We start from the raw sequence: 18,365 nt of genomic DNA, 5'->3' as shown, positions 1-18,365 counted from the left end.
CGTCCTCGGTCTGATCCTCGCTTCAAAGGAAGCGGTAAGGCATTTCGACTCCGCGGGCGGCAGCATCATCAATATCAGCTCGAGCGCCAGCACCCTCACGCTTCCGAACACCGCGGTCTACAGCGCCACCAAGGCGGCCGTCGATGCCGTAACCAGATCGCTGGCCAAGACGCAATCCTGGTCGGCTTCTCCACGGGCGGCGGTGAAGTCGCCCGCTACATCGGCCGCCACGGCACGAAACGTCTGGCCAAGGCGGCGCTGGTCTCCGCAGTCCCGCCGCTGATGCTGAAGACGGAGGCCAATCCTGGCGGGCTGCCGATCGAAGTCTTCGACAACATCCGCGCCGGCGTCACCGCCGACCGCTCGCAGTTCTTCAAGGATGTCAGCGGGCCGTTCTTCGGCGTCAACAGGCCGGGCGCCAAGGTCTCGCAAGGCATGCGGGACGCGTTCTGGTTCCAGGGGATGCAGGCCGGTCACAAGAACGCGCTAGATTGCGTCAAGGCCTTCTCCGAGACGGACTTCACCGAGGACCTCAAAAAGTTCGACGTGCCGACGCTGATCCTTCACGGCGACGACGACCAGATCGTGCCGATCGGCGCCGCGGCTCTCGCCTCATCGAAACTCGTCAAGAACGCGACCCTGAAGGTCTATGCAGGCGCACCCCACGGCCTGACCGACACGCACAAGGCCCGGCTCAACGCCGACCTGCTGGCATTCCTCAAGGCCTAAGGTGCCACCCTTTCCTACCAGTCTCCGGGGCGAGGTGAATCGGTTGCGAAGCGGCCGAAAGCGGAGAAGATCTACGCCGGGTAGCCGCTAGCGCCTCTGGTGTTGCGCTATCGCCGCCTTCGCGCGGCGGTCGAGCTCCTCGCCCGACACGTCCTCGATGTGCGTCGAGATGTGCCACGTGTGGCCAAACGGGTCCTCGAACGTTCCCAGCCGGTCGCCGTAGAACTGGTCGGCGACCGGCCGCTTGACCTTCGCTCCCGCAGCGATCGCCTGGCGCGCCACGGCATCGACGTCCTCGACGTACATGTGCAGGCTGATCGGCGAGCCGCCGTAGTGCGCCGGGCCGTGCGCGTCAAAGTCCGGATGAACGTCGGCGAGCATGACGACGGTGTCGCCGATCCGCACCTCGGCATGGCCGAGCTTCCCGGTCGGCGCCTTGTGCCGGAACAGCTCGACGGCGCCGAACGCCTTCTTGTAGAAGTCGAGCGCGCGCTCGGCGCCGTCGACGATCAGGTAGGGCGAGACGCGGTTGTGCCCCTCGGGAACTTTCTTCACCGCCATCGCGGTCTCCTTCCTTGAAGGGAGTCACGGTCAGTCACCATCGCATACACCGTGGCTAAGGGTACACCCGGTTCACTCACCTTGACCCCTTCGTCCCGAAAGACCAGGTCCTCGGGGCGAGGAAGGAAGTCAGGAACGACCTTGAGCCTTCCGAGAGGTTCGACCGTGTACCTGATGTTCTCGCTCATAAGTTTGCTTGCCCTTGCGCCAGTAACCGGCGCGGCCCTCACGCAGTGGCACGCCGCCGCGTGCGGCGAGCCGCGTCGACCGCCTCGCGGACCAGCTTCCGAATGCCACGAGGCTCAATCCCCTTCGTTCGTGACTGCACTCCGTCGACGAAGGCGAACAGCCGCTCGCGTGTCGCGCGCCTCCGAACCTCGCTCGTGTCAATGTAGAAGCGGAGCGCCTCTCGGAGCAGCTCCGACTTCGTGCGATTCTCCTGCGCGGCGATCCGCTCGGCATCTTTGAGGAGCTGCGGCGGGAGGGAAATGGTGACGGGTCGTCGTGTGCCCACGCCGGGCGCCTCAAGAGCGTTCGGCAGGAAAGTCACCCATGGGGAGGTAAGGTCAGCGGGAGCGCGACCGCGACGCCGCGTGACGGCGGCTGCGCGCACGCATCTTGGCCCTCCGACGAACGTCACGGACGCGCCATCGCGGATGCCGAGGGCACTTCTATCACCAAGCGGCCGCGACCTCTTCGGCGTCTCGCCGTGACGCTGAACACGCGGTGCGTGTACGACGAGCTCGCCGAGCGGAAGGACCGGGTCCACAACTCTACGCGCGAAAGGGCCTCGCCCCGGGGTAACATCCGGTCGTCACAGGAAGTGCTGGCTCCCTGGGGAGAGCACCGATGCCGCCGATCCCGTCACTGGTCATCGACCGCTTCAAACGGCTCCCGCGCCGCTCCGAGGAAGTCTGGCAGGGCGGCCTGGTCCGCGTGCGGGCATGGCTCGAAGAGCCGGACGGCGCTCTGCGCCGTCCGTGGGCAGCGGTGTGGGTGAGTCTCGCGACGGGCCTGGTGAACGTCCAGCTCGAGACGGCAGACGCCGCGCCCGACTCGACGCTCGCGCTCCAGTCCCTGGCCGACCTCGGATTCAAGTTCGCCCGGTGCCGGCCCGCCCGCCTGGAGGTGGCCGATGAGGCTCTGGGCGCCCAGCTCGCCGCCGCGCTGGCCGACTCCGAGCTCGCGGTGAGCGTGCGCGACGGGCTCCCGGCCGTCCACCAGATGGTCCGGCAGATGGCACGACAGGTCGACGACGCCCCGACGCCGCCCGACGCGCTCGACGCGCCGGGTGTGACGGTCGAGCGGATGCGGGCGTTCGCCGCCGCCGCGCACGACTTCTACCAGGCCGCGCCCTGGCGGTACCTCAGCGACGCGGATCTCATCCACGTCGAGGCGCCCGCCGTCGCTCCCGGCCTCAGGCACGTCACGGTGCTCGGCGCCGGCGGCCGCACCTTCGGACTCGGCTTCTTCGCAAGCCCGAAGGAGTTCGAGGCCCTCCAGGCCAGCCTCGAGCCCGAGGCCTTCCTGAGCGGCCGCGGCAAGTGGGCCGTGCTCTACGGCCCGCTCCCGGACATGCCGTTCGGCGATGTCGATCTCTGGGAGGAGCACCACCTGCCCGTGGCCGGCCCGTCGGCCTACCCCGTCACGATGTGGTTCGGTCCGGATGGCCGGCTCCGTCGGCCCCGCGCGGCCGAGCTCGCCGACCTGGAAGCCCTCCTCCTCGCGCTGGCGCAAAGCACCGAGGCGGAGATCGACAGCGGCCGCTGGAGTCGCGAGGTGCGGACCCACGAGGGTCCGCGGGCGGCTACGCTCGCGATCCCCGAACTGCTCGCGCCGCTCGACGCACCGCCCCCGCGGCAGCCGGGGCCGCCGGACCGCCGGGCCATGGAGCGCGTGATGGCCGAGGTCGAGCGCTTCGCACAGACTTCGATGTTCGAGTCCCTGAACGAGGCCAACGCGGCCCTCCACCGGCGGTTCTCAGGGCCGATCGATGAGCTGCCGTCCACCGCGACCACCCCGTTGGAAAAGGCACAGGACCTGATGTACCGGGCGTTCGAGGCGCGCGGGCGCCGCCGGATCCAGCTCGCCCGCAAGGCGCTCGAGCTGTCGGCCGACTGCGCCGACGCCTACGTCATGCTGGCCGAGGAGAGCCGCCACCCGGAGGAGGCCCGGACCCTCTACGAGGCGGGCGTGGCGGCTGGCGAACGCGCGCTGGGGTCGGACCTGTTCGCGCAGGAGGCAGGCCACTTCTGGGGGATCGTCCGGACCCGGCCGTACATGCGCGCGCGGTTCGGCCTCGCCCGGTGCCTGGAGGCTCTCGACCGGCGCAAGGAGGCCATCGAGCACTACCGCGAGCTGCTCCGGCTCAATCCCGGCGACAATCAGGGCGTGCGCTACTCGCTCCTCGCCGCGCTCCTGCTCGGCGCGCGCGATGCGGAAGTCGCCACGCTCCTCGACCAGTTCGGCGACGAGCCGACCGCTGGCGCTACGGCCGCGCCCTCTCGGTCTTCCGGCGCGAGGGCGACAGCCGTGCCGCGCGCGAGCGCCTGCGCGAGGCGCTCCGGACCAACCGCCACGTGCCGCAGTTCCTCGCGGGTGAAAGCGAATGGCCTGGCCCCGACCCCGCCAGCTACGCCCCGGGCAGCCGGGAGGAAGCCGTGAGCTGCGAGGCGGAGCTCGGCGAGGCGTGGCGGGCGACGCCGGACGCGACGCGCTGGCTCCGCGCCCACGCCCCCCGCCGGAAATCGGGGAGGCGCCGCACGCGCTGACGGAGTTCTGGATCAGCGGTCTACTTCGACCTCTCTGAGGCGACGCGCTTAGTCAGTTCGCCGATGATGATCGCTCTTGCCAGGTCCCCCGACTCGTCGACCCGCACTCCGAGCGCTGCCCCGATCCGAGGATAGAGACCGTCTCCGGCTCGATACCTCCGTGATCTGGCTTTGCCTTCCGGGCGCAGGAAACCGGCCGCAACCGCCGCAGCGAGATCGTTGGTCGCGGTCGCCGGGCTCACGTCGGCAAGCGGCCGATAGTAGCGCGGGGTGACGCTCCGCCCGAAGAAGGCATCCCACACCGCGTTGGCCACACGGGGCGCGAGGCCAGTGGCAGTCACGGCTTCTTCCACCGCCGTCCAAATCCTCTGCTGAACACGTTCTCTCAGGTCGAGAGCCCGCACCTGGCGGAGTTGGGCCTCCATGTGGGCGCGGATGAGCGGCGTGACATCGACGGCGGGATCGAAGGTCTCGCCGAGGCACCGGAACGCCGCGTAGTAGTCGGACAGATGTCGTCCCCACCATTCTTCCAGCGAGGTGAACTCCGGGAGTTTGAAGCCCCCTCGATACATCGCCAGAGAGGCGACAACCCGGGAAGCCCGACCGTTGCCGTCTTTGAACGGGTGGATGGCAGCCACGGCCCCGTGGATCCAGGCGGCACCGATGGCGGGATGCTCGAGCCCCTTCTGTATGACCGAACACGCGCTGTCAACAAGACCAGGCGCGTTCTCCGGAGGCGTTGACTGAAACACGAGTTCGCCGGTGCGGTTGTCCACGACATACGCCGGGCCGGTGCGGAACCGTCCTGCCCCGGCCCCCCAATTTCCTGCAAGGATTCGATCGTGGAGGCCGATGAGCAGTTCGCGATCCCACCTGAAGGCTGCATCGTCTGCGCGTCGCAGGACGAAGCTCATGGCGTCGCGGTAGCCGCGGACGAGTGCTGCGTCCTCCTCTCGTGTCTCCGAGGGGCGGTCCCCAGCAAGAATCCTGTGGACCTCCTCGACCGTGACAGGTACCCCCTCCATCGAGGTGGAGGCGGCAACCGCCTCCGCCTCAAGGTCGCGCCGGAGGCGGCCAGCCCACGCTCGCGGGATCGGACCGCGGTAGTCGAGTTGGGTTCTCCAGCGGTCCAATTCGCCGACTAGGTCGACGACGGCCTTGGCGTCGTATGGGAGCAGCATGAGTCGATTCTACCATAAATAAACTATATTATTAGGCGATTATCTCGATAATCACCTAGGTGATTTTATCTCTAATCGACTACACATTTAGCCGGCCGGGACCGCCATGTTGCCGGTGCCGCGGATCACGCTTGCCAACGAGTTGAAGACCGGCCTGGAGATGAGTTGCGGACCGAGAGCGAGGTCCTCGAGGTGCGGCCATCGAGGTCGCGTCCAGATCAGGGGTTGATCAAGGTGCGAGCGACCACGCTCAACCAACACGACGAGGCCGTTCAGGTCGTCATCGCGAATCTCGTGGTACCGCGCCGCTCGACGTAGCACGGCAATCGGAGACATTGCAGGATGTCATAGCGAGGAGCAGACATTCGAAACCCGTAGCCCGGCCCGCGTTTAGGCCACAGCCATCTTGGGGCCGGTTGGGCCGGGTTGGGCGCCGTTCACGTCCAAAACACGGCCAACATTTAACGAGTCCAACCCCTGGCCGCACTAAGGGCTTGGACCAGATTTCTTGTCAGTCCGAACAGAGCGGCGCGACCGTACTAGAGTAGTCTCAAGGTTAGTAGAGGCAGCTGACAACTCCCAAGGTCACTGTGAAGTTGTCCCATGTAAAGGGCGCGGGGCGGGCTCGAACACGCACACTTTTTCGATCAGCTATAGGTGCCTAATACGTGAACGTGACCGGATCGACCGCGCGTATGGTAAACGCGGGAAGGATAAACGCGGAACTGACGCACGGTCCCTCGATCCTGCACTACGAGGCAAGGTCCACTATGACGGCGCCAAGACCGAGGAGTGCGAGATCATCATCTACGGCATGGGCCCGGCGACGAGCACACGCGTCGGGGAGAAATAATCGAACATGAGCGCGATCGCCCGCATCGCCGTGCCCGACCTCGTCACGAATTCCTACTTCCCCGCCCTCGCAGGCGAGGAGCTTGGCTTCTACCGTGCCCAGGGGCTCGACGGCCGGGTCGAGCTGCTGGCGCCGGCCCCGCGGGCCATGGCGGCGCTGCGGGACGGTGAGGTGGACTTCGTGGTGACGGGCGCCCACACCACGCTCACCGCCTTTCCGGGCTTCCAGGGGGCAAAGCTGGCGGTGACGGTGGCCCAGGGGACGCCGTGGCTGCTGGTGCTGCGCGCTGATGTTCCCGCCACGCGCGGCGACGTGCGCGCCGTGAAGGGCCTCCGCATCGGCGCCGCTCCGGGACCGGACGCCGCGCTCGGGCGTCTGCTGGCCGAGGCCGGCGTCGATCCCGAGCGCGATGGCGTGCAAATCGCCCGCGTGCCGGGCACCGAGCGTCCTGGCGCTTCCTTCGGCGTCCTCGCGGCGGAGGCGCTGCGCGCGGGGCTGCTGGACGGGTTCTGGGCCAACGCCCTCGGCAGCGAGACCGCGGTGCGCCAGGGCGTGGGTCGCATCGTGGTCGACGTCCGGCGCGGCGACGGCCCCCCAGCGGCGCGGGACTTCACTTTCGCCGCCCTCGTCACCACCGAGGCCCTCATCGCGCGCGATCCGCAGCGCGTGGCCGCCGCGGTGCGTGGCATCGTCGCCGCCCAGCGGGCGCTCCGCGCCGCGCCGGGGCGCGCGAGCGACGTCGGGCGGCGTCGGTTCCCGCCGGCGGCCGCCGAGATGATCGCGACGCTGGTCGAGCGCGACCTGCCGTTCTACGACCCCACGATCTCGGAGTCGTCGGTCACCGCCGTCAGCGCCTTCGCCCGCGCTCTCGGGCTGCTTGCCGCGCCGGTCGCCTACGACGACGTCGTCGCCACCCGCTTCCGCGACCTCTGGATGAGGTAGCTCACAGGCCGAGCGCGGTCGCCGGGACAGAGGATCCTCACCGCAATCCGAGAAACTTCTCCGGGAGCACCAGGGTGATCCCGGGCACGAACGACACGATCAGCAAGCCCACCAGCAGCACCAGCAAATAGGGCCAGAAGATCGGCATCACGCGTGCCATCGAGGAGCGGGCGATGCCGCAGGCGATGAACAGGCCCACGCCGACCGGCGGAAGAAAGAGCCCGATCCCCACGCAGGCGACGATGATGATGGAGAAATGGAGTGTGCTCACCCCCATCTGGGTGGCGATGGGATAGAAGATCGGCCCCAGAATGATGACCGCGGGAAATCCCTCGAGGAGGGCGGCGAAGAAGGTGAAGACCACGACGCTCGCCAGGATGAAGAACCACTTCTGTCCCGAGACGGCGAGGACCCAGCCGGAGACCATCTGAGGGACCTGGTCCCGGGCCAGGAGCCAGGTGAACACCGAGGCGCTGGCGATGAGCCACATGCTCACGGCGCTCAGCATGGCGCTCTCGAGAAGCAATTTGGGGAGATCCCGGAGCGGTGTCTCCCGGTACACACACACGCCTAGGATCAGCGCGTACACGACCGCCAGGACCGCGGATTCGGTCACCGTGGCGGCGCCCGTGAAGATGCTGCCGAAGATGAGGACCGGCAGCATGAGCGGCAGGAAGGCATGGAGCGCGGCGGATCCCAGACCCCGCCACGACGCGCGGGCCGCCACCGGCCAATCCTGGCGCCGCGCCTTGAAATAGATGAGGAGCATCAGCGCCGTGGCCAGGACGGCGGCGGGCAGAAAGCCGGCCAGAAAGAGAGCCGTAACCGAGATGTCTGCAATGGTGGCGAGGATGACCATCAGCAGGCAGGGCGGCACCAGGATGCCCATGGCTGAGGCGGCGCTCACGATCGAGACGGCTTCCTCGCGTCTGTACCCCGCCTTCTCCATAGAGGGAATCAACAGCGAGCCCATCGCCGCCACATCCGCTGTGGTGGAGCCCGAGATGCCCGAGAACAGGAGCTCCGCAACGACCGTCACGTGCGCGAGCCCGCCCCGCAAGTGCCCGACGATCGCCATGGCGAGGTCCACCAGACGGCGCGAGATCCCTCCTGTCTCCATCAAGGCACCCGCCAGGATGAACAGGGGGATGGCGAGCAAGACGAAGTTGTCCGCCCCGGCGATGAGCCGCTGTGGCAGCATGAGGAGGTTTGGCCCGCCCAGGATTATTAAGTAAAGGAGCGCGGGGAACCCGAGCGCCACCGCCAGCGGCGCGTTCAACACGAGCAGCAGGGCGAAGCCGGTAATCAAGAGCGTCGTGGAATCGATGCGTGCGGACTGGAAACCCGCCACGTGGGTCGCCAGCATATAAAGCACTGCCAGCCCACCGGCGCCCGCCAGAACAACCAGCAGAGGCCGCCTCGGCACAGCGGTCAATTGTCCCGGCGCGAACAGCAAGGTCGCGGAGACGCCGACGATGAGCGCCGCGGGATAGAGGCCCATGTCGAATCCGGCGCCCGCCGAGGGCTCGCCCCAGCGCAGTTGGAACAATCCCAGGCTCTGCCAGCAGATGCAGGCGAAGAAGAACACCTCGACCAGCCGGGTCGCGGCGTCAACGTAGGGGATGGTTCGGGGATCGAGGCGCTCGATGAACAGGCTGACGCTCGGGTGGGCCCGCCGCCGCTGCGCGACGGCGCCGCCCAGGAACGTCAGCCACACCAGGACCAACGTCGCGATCTCGTCGGACCCCGCGATCGGGCGGTTGACGATGTAGCGGAAGACCACCCCGGCCAACACCACGACGACCTGGACGGCCATGACGAAGATCGTGGCCGCTTCCATGCCGTGGGCGAGGATGCTCTGCAGCACACCACGGGCCCAGGGGCCGATTACTTGGTGGCCTTCTCGATCTCCGCATACACCCGCCGCAGGTAGTCCTTGTCCACGCGATCCGCGAACTTCTCATGCACCTTCAGGGAAAGCTGGCGGAACTGTTCGCGTGCCTGTGGGGTGAGGGCCGTGACCTGGACCCCCGCCTCCTTGATGCGCCGGGTGGCTTCAGCATCACGATCCAGCATGGCCTTCCGCTCCCACCGCCCAGCTTCCTTCATGGCCTGAGTCAGGATCTCCTGGTTCGCCTTCGGCTGGGCGTCGAACCATTTCTTGTTGAACATCATGAGGTAGTGCAGGAAGCCGTGGCGGCTCTCCGTCATGTACTTCTGGACCTCGTAGAGCTTCACGTCGACGATGGTCCCGGAAGGATTTTCCTGTCCGTCCACCAGCCCTTGCTGGAGGGCGGTGTACAGCTCCTTGAAGTCCACGGGGGTGGGGCTCGCCCCCCAGGCTTCGTACTGTGCCGAGAGGAGCGGAGAGGGAATGACGCGGATCTTCATGCCCTTGAAGTCGTCGGGCGTCCGGATCGGCTTCCTGCCCGACGTGAAGTTCTTGAATCCCGAACTCCAGAAATCCGCGCCTTTCAGTCCCTTGGCCTCAAGGGACTGAAGCAGCTCCTGACCGAGAGGGCCGTCCAGCACCTTCCACATGGCTTCCTCGTCGGTCCATAGGAACGGAAAGTCCAAGACCATGACCTTCGGAACGAAGAGGGAGATGGTGGGGGGCGTCTGCTGAGTCACCTCGATGGTGCCGAGGATGGTGCCTTCCACCTGGTCACGAAGACCTCCCAGCTGCTGCGCGGGGTAGATCCGGACTTCGTAATACCCTTTCGTGCGCTGCTCGACCAACTGCTTGAACATCTCGGCCGCCTTGTGGGGCGGCGTGATCGTCTGCTGATTGTGCGAGAACTTGATGACGACCTTGCCGGAAGGTTGCGCCGCGGGCCCACCGCCACCGGTCACGGCGAGCAGCGTCAAGGGCACCAGCAGCACCACTATTCGACGGCCCATGATCCCCATAATGTGTTGCCTCCTTGTCGGTCAGGCCGGTGCGCGGCTGCCTGGCGACGGTCTAGACGGCTGCGGGAGCGGTCGATCGGCTTCGTCCCGCACACGCCGAGTGCAGCTCGGCCATCACCTGGTGCAGCGGGAGGACGTCGCCGTACTTCATGTGAATCTCGAAGAGCGCCACCTTGTGGCTCGTCTGGCCGCGATCGGCCACGCACTCCTCCGGGATGATGACGCGCAGGTTGTAGGAGAACGCGTCGATGGCCGTCCCGCGGACGCAGCCGCTGGTGACCATGCCGGTGACGATCAGGGTGTCCACCCGGTGGTAGATGAGATAGCTGGGCAGATCCGTGCCGAAGAAGACGCTGGGCCACGTCTTGGCGATGACGATGTCCCCGCGTTGCGGAGCGATATCCGGCACGATCGTGTTGGCCTTCGGGTCCAGCATCCCCGGGTGTGCGATGGAGCCGCCGCCTTTCCATCGCCCCCGCTCGCAGGTCGTGGCCCCCGATTTGGAGCGGCTGTAGAAGACCGGGATGCCAAGCGGCCGGGCGTGCTCCAGCAGGCGGCGGATGGCCGCGACCGCCGGATATCCGGTGGCGCTGTGGCCGAGGGGGAAGGCGCTATCTACAAAGCCGTACGTCATGTCCACCACGATGATGGCCGGCCTCTCCCCCATGCCGACCCGCCCTTCCCCCATGCCGCCTTTCGCATAGAGCTGTCGTTCGGCCTCGGGAATCACATCGTCCCAGATCGCCATTGACTCTCCTCCATTACGCGGTTCCGCGCGAACACCTAGCACCGCTTCGCCGCGCCTGTCAAGACCGCCGGGCGAACCGACGGCACGCCCTGGCCTGGTTGACATCTCGTCGCCGTGGTGGTCGTAATAGGCCCTCGAGTCGATGACCGTCATCGGACAATCGCTCAGGCGCAAGGAAGACCGCGCCCTTGTGGCCGGCCGCGGACGCTACCTCGACGACCTCGCGCTACCGGACATGCTGCATGTCGGCGTCGTGCGCAGCACGCACGCTCACGCGCGCCTCGGCAAGGTCATCGTGGACGAGGCGCTGGCCCTGCCGGGCGTGGTGGCCGCCTTCACGGCGGCCGACCTGCCCGAGCTGGGCGAGGCCATTCCCGCCTACGGGCAGCTCAAGAACTTCCGCGACTACCAGCAGCCCGTGCTGGTGCGCGACAAGGTCCGCTACGTCGGCGAGCCAATCGCGGCAGTGGTGGCCGACACGGCCTACCGCCTGGCCGATGCGCTCCCCCGCGTCACCGTGGAGTACGAGGACCTGCCGGTCATCACCTCGACGGAGTCGGCGTTGCGCAGCGCCACGCGGATCCACGAGGCGTGGCCCGACAACCTGGCGGGGATTTCCCAGCGCACCATCGGCGAGCCCGAGGCCGCGATGCGCACGGCCGACGTCATCGTCCATGAGCGGCTCCGCCATCCGCGCAGCGCCGGCATGCCGATCGAGCCCCGCGGCGTGGTGGCCTACGAGGATCGGCTCACGGGGGTTCTCGTCGTCATCACCTCCACCCAAACGACCTATCTCGTGCGCGGGGCCATCGCGCACGTGCTCGGATTGCCCGTCGAACGGATCCGGGTGCTCGCGCCGGATGTCGGCGGCGGCTTCGGCGCCAAGGCGCAGACCTACGCCGAGGAGATCCTCGTTCCCACGGTGGCGCGTCGACTGAAGCGACCGGTGAAATGGATGGAGACGCGGCAGGAGCACTTCGTGGCCACCTGTCACGATCGCGAGCAGACGCACGAGGTGCGCGTAGGATTCCGTCGCGACGGCACCATCGTGGCCATCGACGGCAAGTTCCAGGCGGACTTCGGCGCCTACACCATCCAGGACGACGCGGCGATCCTCAACACCGTCGTCCACCTGTGCTCGCCCTACCGGGTCGCGCACTACCGCAACGTCTGCGAGAACCTCGTCACCAACAAGACCTACAGCGCGGCGTACCGCGGCGCGGGACGGCCCGAGGCCGCCTTCGTGATGGAGCGGCTGCTCGACATCGCGGCGCGTCGCCTCGGGCTCGACCCGGCGGAGATCCGCCGGCGCAACCTCATCCGGGCCGAGGAGATGCCGTACCGGCCCGGGCTGCCCTACAAGGACGGCGTGGAGATCGTCTATGATCCCGGTGATTTCCTGGCCGCCTTCGATCGGACGCTCGAGCTCATCGGCTACCGGGAGCACCGCGCGCGGCAGGCGTCGCAGCCAGGCGGGCGCCGTCGCATCGGCGTCGGGGTGGCGTGCTATCACCAGGGCACCGCGCTGGGGCCGTACGAGGGCGCCAACGTGCGCGTCGATCCCAGCGGGCAGGTCTATGTCTTCGTGGGCTTCTCGTCCCAGGGGCAGGGGCATGCCACCACGTTCGCGCAGATCGCCGCCCAGGAGCTCGGCGTGCCGTTCGATGACGTGACCATCGTCGGCGCGGATACCGACGCGTTGCCGTATGGGTTCGGCGCGCTGGCCAGCCGGCTCGCTGCCAATGCCGGTCCCGCCGTGGCCAGGGCCGCCCGCGAAGCCCGGCGCCGCGCCGCCCTCGTCGCGGCGTCCATGCTGGAATGCGCCCCCGAAGACATCGTGCCCGACAACGGTCGCCTGCACGTCGCCGGCGTGCCCGAACGAAGCGTCGCGCTCGGGGAGGTGGCGAAGGTGGCGGCCAAGGGCAAGGTCCTGGCCCCCACGGGAGAGCCCGGACTGAACACCTGCGCCTACTTCTATCCCAAAACCGTCACGTGGGCATTCGGCGCCCAGGCCGCGGCCGTCGAGGTCGACGTGGAGACATGCGCGGTGCGACTGCTCCGCTACGTCGCTGTTCACGACAGCGGCCGCCCCATCAATCCGATGATCGTCGAGGGCCAGCTCCACGGCGGGGTGGCCCAGGGCGTCGGCGCCGCCCTGATGGAAGAGCTGGTGTACGATGCGGGCGGCCAGCTCGTGACCGGGAGCTTCATGGACTACGCGATGCCGAGGGCCGCCGATCTGCCTGAGATCACCACGGCCCTGATCGATCATCCGTCGATCATCAACGAGCTGGGAATCAAGGGGGCCGGGGAGAGCGGCGCGATCGCGCCGGGTCCCGCCATCGCCAACGCCGTCGAGGACGCCCTGGCGGCGTTCGGGATCACGATCCGCGAGCTGCCCGTCACTCCGGCGCGAATCTTTGAGATGCTCGCGCGCGCCAGGAACGAGCCGAGACGATAAGGATCGATGTGACGAGGAGTCATCCGGACACGAGGTGACGGGATGTTCAAGATGTGGCCGCAAGATTTCGATTGGTCGTGGCATCTGATCCGTCCGATCGCCGAAGGGATTTACGGCGGCGGCGAGTTCAACGAGATCTACCGGGCCGCGGAGCGCATGACCTTGGGCGACAAGGAGTCGTGGTACCGCGAGTGGCTGCACCTCGCCGAGGAGATTGACGGCCTGGGAAGACAGGCGCAAGCGGCCGGTCACACGATCAGCGCCCGCGATCACTATCTGCGCGCCTGCAACTATTACCGCTGGGCCGAGTTCTTCCTTCTCCCCGAGGACACGCGACGCGTTCACACCTACGACCGCTGCGTCGCGTGTTTCCGAGCCGCCGGCCGTTACTTCACGCCGCCTCTGGAACAGGTGGAGGTGCCGTACGAGGACACCACGCTGCCCGGATACTTCTACCCGGCCATGAACGAGGGCGGGAAGAAGGCGCCTGGCCTCGTGTACGTAGCCGGGGCCGACGTGCTGAAGGAGGAGCTGTATTTCCTGGGCGGGAGAGCGGCCATCGAGCGCGGCATGGCGTTACTCGTGGTCGACATGCCGGGACAGGGCGAGACCCTCCGTCATCGCAGGATCGTGAGCCGCCACGATTACGAGGTACCCGTGGGCGCCGCGATCGATTATCTCCAACGACGGCCGGAGGTCGATGACAGCCGGATCGCCCTCATTGGCAGGAGCTTCGGCGGCTATTACGCGGCGCGGGCGGCCGCCTTCGAGAAGCGCCTGAGCGCCTGCGCGATCTTCGGCGCCCTGTACGACGGTGTCGACCTCTACGACACCTATCCTTCCATCCGGAACCAGCTGCGCTGGCTCACGGGAGCGAAGGACCTCGAGGACGCCCGAGAGCGACTGAAGGCCTTTTCCCTGAAGGGCGTGGTAGACAAGATCTCCTGCCCGCTCCTCGTCGTTCACGGCGAGGACGACCACCTCGTGCCCGCGCGGCATGCGCAGCGCATCTATGACGAGGCGCGGACCGAGAAGCAGCTCATCCTTTATAAGCCCGGGGAGCCGGGCTCCATTCATTGTTCGTACGATGGATTCCCCTACACCATCCCTGCCTTGTTCGATTGGCTTGCCGATCGGCTCGCGGTGAGGGCACGGAGATAGTCCCTCAAGTCTCATCCGGACCGGCGAACGCTGCGCGGCCGCACACGTCATGCAGTGCGCCGCCGTCATGCGGAGCGTCGTCCCGCACTCACACTGCGGCGCCGCGGCCACCCGTTATCGAGGTCTCTCTTGGCATCCACCGCCGTGATCATCAAGGTCATGGGATTGAACGGGCCGCGGGCGTCCCCTCGATGAGGGCGTGATCGGCGAGGCCGTCGACGCGGCGGTCCCCAATCGCGTCGCCTGCTGGCTTGCAGGCCGCCCCTGCGGTGGCCTGCCCGGCCTGGTGGGCCTGGTCCGCGCTGGTGTGGACCCGGCCGTCGCCATGAAGATCAGCGGCCACCGCACTCGCGCTATCTTCGACCGCTACAACATCGTCGCGGAGGCTGACCTACGGGACGCGGTGGTGAAAACCACCGCCTACGTCGCTTCCCTGCCCGCCGCCTCGAACGTGACCCCGCTCCGCTCCGCTGCCGAAGCCTCTGCGCGGTAGAACACGGACACGATACGGACAAAAGCACGGAGGGGTTAGGGAGTCGCGTTCCCTAGCCCCTCATCTTCCGTGGTTGCGCGGGCTGGATTTGAACCAGCGACCTTTTGGGTTATGAGACCGTGACTCGCACCAGAACCCCTCGGCGAATCGCCGATTCGCCGAGGGGTTACCTCTTGTTCCGTTGGTTCCCGTTGGCTCACTGTGGGCCGAGCGTAGCCCGCCGCGGGCACGTTTTCAGGCACGTTCGCTCGGCGTAGAGGGTTGCCCGATTCTTTGAGGACTTGCGAGACGTCGAGCCTTACGAACTGGTTTTGGCACATTGTTCGCTCGCTAGCCGTTGACACATGAGTTCGCGCGTTCAGCATCTCCCACGCCCTTGTCGAGGCTCTCGTATCGGAGCTGATCTGGTGACCGGTGATCCCTGAAGCAAATCGCAGACAGCTATCGGAGCAGCAGCGTGCCGTACAGCGCCTCCGGTTAGGGGCCAACCCGTATCTGTTCCGGGTCCAGGCCGACGCCGAGGGCTTTCCGGTCATCCCCGGGCGGTACGGCAAGATCTCCGTGAGCGCGCGGCGGGATGTTTGTCGTCTCCGTAAGCCGTTCTTGATTCATGCACATCTGACCGTGGTGCTGCGGGAACCAACGGGTGCGCCGGAGCGTGAATGTCTCAGGGATCGTTAGCGCTGGCCCACGTATGAAAGCCACAGTCGATGCGACGTCCCGCCTAGAGCGCTCAGTGCAGCTTCTCCTGGCGCGGCTCGGTCGACTAGAGGACCTGGTCTGCCAGGGAGAGGAAGCGGCCTGGGCCCCCTACCTCGCCGCGCTTGATACGCTCGCCCGCGTCCTCGACCACATGGCGCCGGGCCGACGTGGAGAGCTGCTGGCAACCTCTCAGATGGCCGCCCGCCTGAATCTGAGCCCGAAGACCTTGCTCCGCCGGAAAGCCAGGGGAGAGATCTGCCCGGCTGTCCAGCGGGGCAAGCTGATTCGCTGGCGCGGCGACGAAATCACACGCTGATCGCTTCGTCGGATCCAGCCTCCGCCCCGTGTGCCTGGGGGTTCACGTGGGGCGAGTTACCCTCGCGCGCGGGCTAGGCGACGCGTAACGAGACTCCCTGTGAAAGCGGGCACTCTTCCTCGGCCTATGACGGCGGGGGGAGGCGTGGTTGCGCCTGGGTTGCGTCCGGTGCAGCGTGCTCGGCGCCGGGCTGCCAGCCGTATCGATGTGGCCGGCATCTCGTTGTGTCACCTGCTCGTGACCTGGTGTGACCGCCTGACACGCGGCCAAAGCTGCTGTCTGACGCCGTTCAGCAAGTCTCGAAAATCACAAGCGACTCTCTCGAAGCTCACTCTACCGATGCCTTGGTCCCATTCTTGCGAGTAGTCCGCTGGACATGGCAGACAACGGTGCTTCCTCTACCCCCTGCATACGTGACGGGTCGGACCCGCGCCTCCACATCGCCGACTGGGATGAGTACTTTCTTGAGATCGCCATGACCGTGGCCCGAAAGTCGAAAGACCCAGATTGCCTTGTCGGCGCCGTGACTGTGTCGGCGGACGGCTTACTGCTCGCAACCGGGTACAACGGATTCCCGCGCGGCGTGTACGACGATGTAAAGCTTCTCAAGGACCGCAACGAGAAAGGAACACTGTCGACGGCACCGCGTTCGCCATGAACTCTTTGGAGGGAAACCATGGCATACCAGGCCGAAATCAGTCGTAAGACCCCGGGTTGTTTCTTGTTTTTGATCGACCAGTCGGAGTCGATGGAAGACGCTTTTGGCGGCGGAGAGGCTGGCAGAAGGAAGGCCGAGGAGCTGGCGACGATACTCAACAAGCTTATTCATAATCTGTGCATCCGTTGCGCCAAATCGGACTCTATTTACGACTACTTTCACGTCGGTGTGCTGGGCTACAGCGAAGACAGCTGTAAACCGGCGCTCGGCGGTGAGCTGAGCGGGCGCTCTTTGGTACCGATCAGTGAATTGGCAAGCAAGCCGTTGCGCATCGAAGAACGAACAAAGCAATCGGACGATGGCGCCGGCGGGGTGATGGACCAAACTGTGAAATTTCCAGTCTGGTTCGACCCATATGGGAAAGGGGGTACTCCGATGTGCGCCGCGCTCAAGGACGCAACCAAGATTGTCGAGACGTGGTGCCAGGAGCATCCGCAGGGATTTCCGCCGATCGTCATCAACATCACCGACGGCGAGGCAACGGATGGAGATCTCGTGGCCGCGGCGCGTAAGTTGACGGCGGTCGGCGGCGAGGACGGTTCGGCGTTGCTCTTCAACATCCATCTGTCGTCGACGGCCGGGCCATCGATCGAATTGCCGGGCAACGCCAACAAACTTCCGGATCAGTATGCCAAGGCGCTGTTTGACGCGTCATCGACGCTCACACCGTTCATGGTTGCACGCGCGACGGAGCTGGGTTTGCCGGCCGCGGAAGACTCGCGCGGATTCATCTTCAACGCGCAGCCGTTGCACGTAATCCATTTTCTCGATATCGGCACGCGGCCGGCTAATGTGCGCCTGCGCTGAGACCAGTGGGCAGCTCCGGCGGTGAACCACGCCACGGCGGCCAACCCGTGCGACATCAAGGCCTTCTGTTGCCCAAAGTCGGGCAACAGTGTTGAGGAATACGAGGATGCATGGGCGCATCGGCAAACTCGTACCCCGGCCGGCATCCGCGTGGCGGTGGCCGATGGCGCCACCGAAAGCAGTTTCGCCAAGCTCTGGGCGGTGTTGCTCGCCGAAAGCTATGTGCGCAGTGAGCTCGCCGGGGCGGAGTTTTTTGCGCGGCTTGGGGCCGCGCGCCGCCTCTGGCGGCGAAGATTGGCGGGACGCCCGCTCCCCTGGTTCGCCAGCGAAAAGGCCGAGCAGGGCGCGTTCGCGGCGTTTCTCGGCGTCGAGATTGACGCTCACCAGAACCGGTGGACGGCGCTGGCCGTTGGTGACTGTTGCCTCATGCAGGTCGATGACGTCGGTAAAGGGATGCGGGTGCTCAAAGCGTTCCCCTTGCAGCAATCGTCGCAATTCACCATGAGCCCGTATCTGATCGGCTCGAGATCGGACGGCGAACCGCCGCACGAACGGATCCAAATCAGCACGGGCAGCCTGCGCGATGGAGACATGCTTCTGCTCGCCAGCGATGCGATGGCCGCCTGGCTGCTGAAACAGCAGGAAGACGGGCGACCATTGTGGAGGTGGCTGTACCGGAAGCTGAGTACGCCAGAGAGCTTTGCCGCGATGGTCGCCTACGGCCGCAAGCATGGATTGCGCAACGACGACTTTACCCTGGTCCGCGTCATTCATCACGATGCACCGGTTGCAGCGAAGGAGAGATAACGATGGGGGCCTGGCCGGACCTGACCGAATACCATGAGGCGGTTCAGCACCCGCAGAAGGCTTTTGCTGACCCAGGATTACGAGCGGTCGCCCTCGAGCTCGATCGGTTCGGGATGCCCAAGCCGGCCACCGGCGCCAACGCCGTGGTCTACAAAGGCATTAAACCGGGCGGGTTCTTCTCATTCAGGAAGACCTGGGCGATTCG

At 66.4% G+C, this 18,365-nt stretch carries 16 protein-coding genes and 2 pseudogenes; 12 read left to right on the top strand and 6 right to left on the bottom strand.

Going from position 1 to position 18,365, the window contains the following annotated elements; all coding sequences use genetic code 11:
- Positions 1 to 10: 10 nt before the first annotated feature.
- Complete coding sequence (locus VGV13_09680; GenBank protein HEV8641352.1) at positions 11 to 283, top strand: SDR family NAD(P)-dependent oxidoreductase; 273 nt, start codon at positions 11 to 13, stop codon at positions 281 to 283.
- Positions 166 to 729, top strand: a pseudogene (locus VGV13_09675) (alpha/beta hydrolase). Before VGV13_09680 ends, VGV13_09675 begins: the two are co-directional and overlap by 118 nt.
- A gap of 87 nt (positions 730 to 816) precedes the next feature.
- On the opposite strand, the gene VGV13_09670 reads toward VGV13_09675, so the two are convergent.
- Positions 817 to 1,290, bottom strand: coding sequence for a VOC family protein (locus tag VGV13_09670; protein ID HEV8641351.1), 474 nt, complete (start codon positions 1,288 to 1,290; stop codon positions 817 to 819).
- 226 nt (positions 1,291 to 1,516) lie between these two features.
- Positions 1,517 to 1,804, bottom strand: coding sequence for a ribbon-helix-helix domain-containing protein (locus VGV13_09665; GenBank protein ID HEV8641350.1), 288 nt, complete (start codon positions 1,802 to 1,804; stop codon positions 1,517 to 1,519).
- A 335-nt stretch (positions 1,805 to 2,139) separates the two neighbouring features.
- Between VGV13_09665 and VGV13_09660 the strand changes: the two genes are divergently transcribed.
- Positions 2,140 to 3,954: a hypothetical protein gene (locus VGV13_09660; GenBank protein HEV8641349.1), complete on the top strand. Its 1,815-nt coding sequence runs from the start codon at positions 2,140 to 2,142 to the stop codon at positions 3,952 to 3,954.
- Between the two features lie 127 nt (positions 3,955 to 4,081).
- Here VGV13_09660 and VGV13_09655 read toward each other — a convergent pair whose 3' ends face one another.
- Positions 4,082 to 5,242: a Fic family protein gene (locus VGV13_09655; protein HEV8641348.1), complete on the bottom strand. Its 1,161-nt coding sequence runs from the start codon at positions 5,240 to 5,242 to the stop codon at positions 4,082 to 4,084.
- Between the two features lie 150 nt (positions 5,243 to 5,392).
- On the opposite strand from VGV13_09655, the pseudogene VGV13_09650 reads away from it, so the two are divergent.
- Together VGV13_09650 and VGV13_09645 are read left to right on the top strand one after the other, a co-directional pair.
- Positions 5,393 to 5,560, top strand: a pseudogene (locus VGV13_09650) (dehydratase).
- A gap of 541 nt (positions 5,561 to 6,101) precedes the next feature.
- On the top strand, positions 6,102 to 7,037 hold the full coding sequence (locus VGV13_09645) for an ABC transporter substrate-binding protein (GenBank protein ID HEV8641347.1): 936 nt from the start codon (positions 6,102 to 6,104) through the stop codon (positions 7,035 to 7,037).
- A 37-nt stretch (positions 7,038 to 7,074) separates the two neighbouring features.
- Here the strand turns inward: VGV13_09645 and VGV13_09640 are convergent, their stop codons facing one another.
- From VGV13_09640 to VGV13_09630, 3 genes are all read right to left on the bottom strand, one after another.
- Entirely contained in the window at positions 7,075 to 8,904 is a 1,830-nt protein-coding gene (locus VGV13_09640; GenBank protein HEV8641346.1) for a TRAP transporter large permease subunit, read from the bottom strand.
- A 20-nt stretch (positions 8,905 to 8,924) separates the two neighbouring features.
- Entirely contained in the window at positions 8,925 to 9,938 is a 1,014-nt protein-coding gene (locus tag VGV13_09635) for a TRAP transporter substrate-binding protein (GenBank protein HEV8641345.1), read from the bottom strand.
- Positions 9,939 to 9,999: 61 nt separating this feature from the next.
- The gene (locus tag VGV13_09630) at positions 10,000 to 10,695 is read right to left on the bottom strand and encodes an isochorismatase family protein (protein ID HEV8641344.1); all 696 of its coding nucleotides are present in this window, start codon (positions 10,693 to 10,695) and stop codon (positions 10,000 to 10,002) included.
- 142 nt (positions 10,696 to 10,837) lie between these two features.
- On the opposite strand from VGV13_09630, the gene VGV13_09625 reads away from it, so the two are divergent.
- The 7 genes from VGV13_09625 to VGV13_09595 form a co-directional block, all read left to right on the top strand.
- Positions 10,838 to 13,156, top strand: a complete 2,319-nt coding sequence (locus VGV13_09625) for a xanthine dehydrogenase family protein molybdopterin-binding subunit (protein ID HEV8641343.1) — start codon at positions 10,838 to 10,840, stop codon at positions 13,154 to 13,156.
- A gap of 42 nt (positions 13,157 to 13,198) precedes the next feature.
- A complete protein-coding gene (locus VGV13_09620) occupies positions 13,199 to 14,317 on the top strand; it encodes an alpha/beta hydrolase (GenBank protein HEV8641342.1) in 1,119 nt (372 codons plus the stop codon).
- 199 nt (positions 14,318 to 14,516) lie between these two features.
- Entirely contained in the window at positions 14,517 to 14,810 is a 294-nt protein-coding gene (locus VGV13_09615; protein ID HEV8641341.1) for a hypothetical protein, read from the top strand.
- A 736-nt stretch (positions 14,811 to 15,546) separates the two neighbouring features.
- Complete coding sequence (locus VGV13_09610) at positions 15,547 to 15,828, top strand: hypothetical protein (GenBank protein ID HEV8641340.1); 282 nt, start codon at positions 15,547 to 15,549, stop codon at positions 15,826 to 15,828.
- A 676-nt stretch (positions 15,829 to 16,504) separates the two neighbouring features.
- The gene (locus VGV13_09605; protein HEV8641339.1) at positions 16,505 to 17,353 is read left to right on the top strand and encodes a vWA domain-containing protein; all 849 of its coding nucleotides are present in this window, start codon (positions 16,505 to 16,507) and stop codon (positions 17,351 to 17,353) included.
- Between the two features lie 21 nt (positions 17,354 to 17,374).
- Positions 17,375 to 18,160: a protein phosphatase 2C domain-containing protein gene (locus tag VGV13_09600; protein ID HEV8641338.1), complete on the top strand. Its 786-nt coding sequence runs from the start codon at positions 17,375 to 17,377 to the stop codon at positions 18,158 to 18,160.
- A gap of 2 nt (positions 18,161 to 18,162) precedes the next feature.
- Positions 18,163 to 18,365: hypothetical protein (locus VGV13_09595; GenBank protein HEV8641337.1), on the top strand; the 203-nt coding region annotated here is incomplete at its 3' end.

It is taken from the genome of Candidatus Methylomirabilota bacterium, assembly GCA_036001065.1.
In the GTDB taxonomy this organism is placed as follows: Bacteria; Methylomirabilota; Methylomirabilia; order Rokubacteriales; family CSP1-6; genus MNEF01.
Note: the sequence above shows the minus strand (reverse complement) of the source record. Positions and strands in the feature narration are given on the sequence as shown.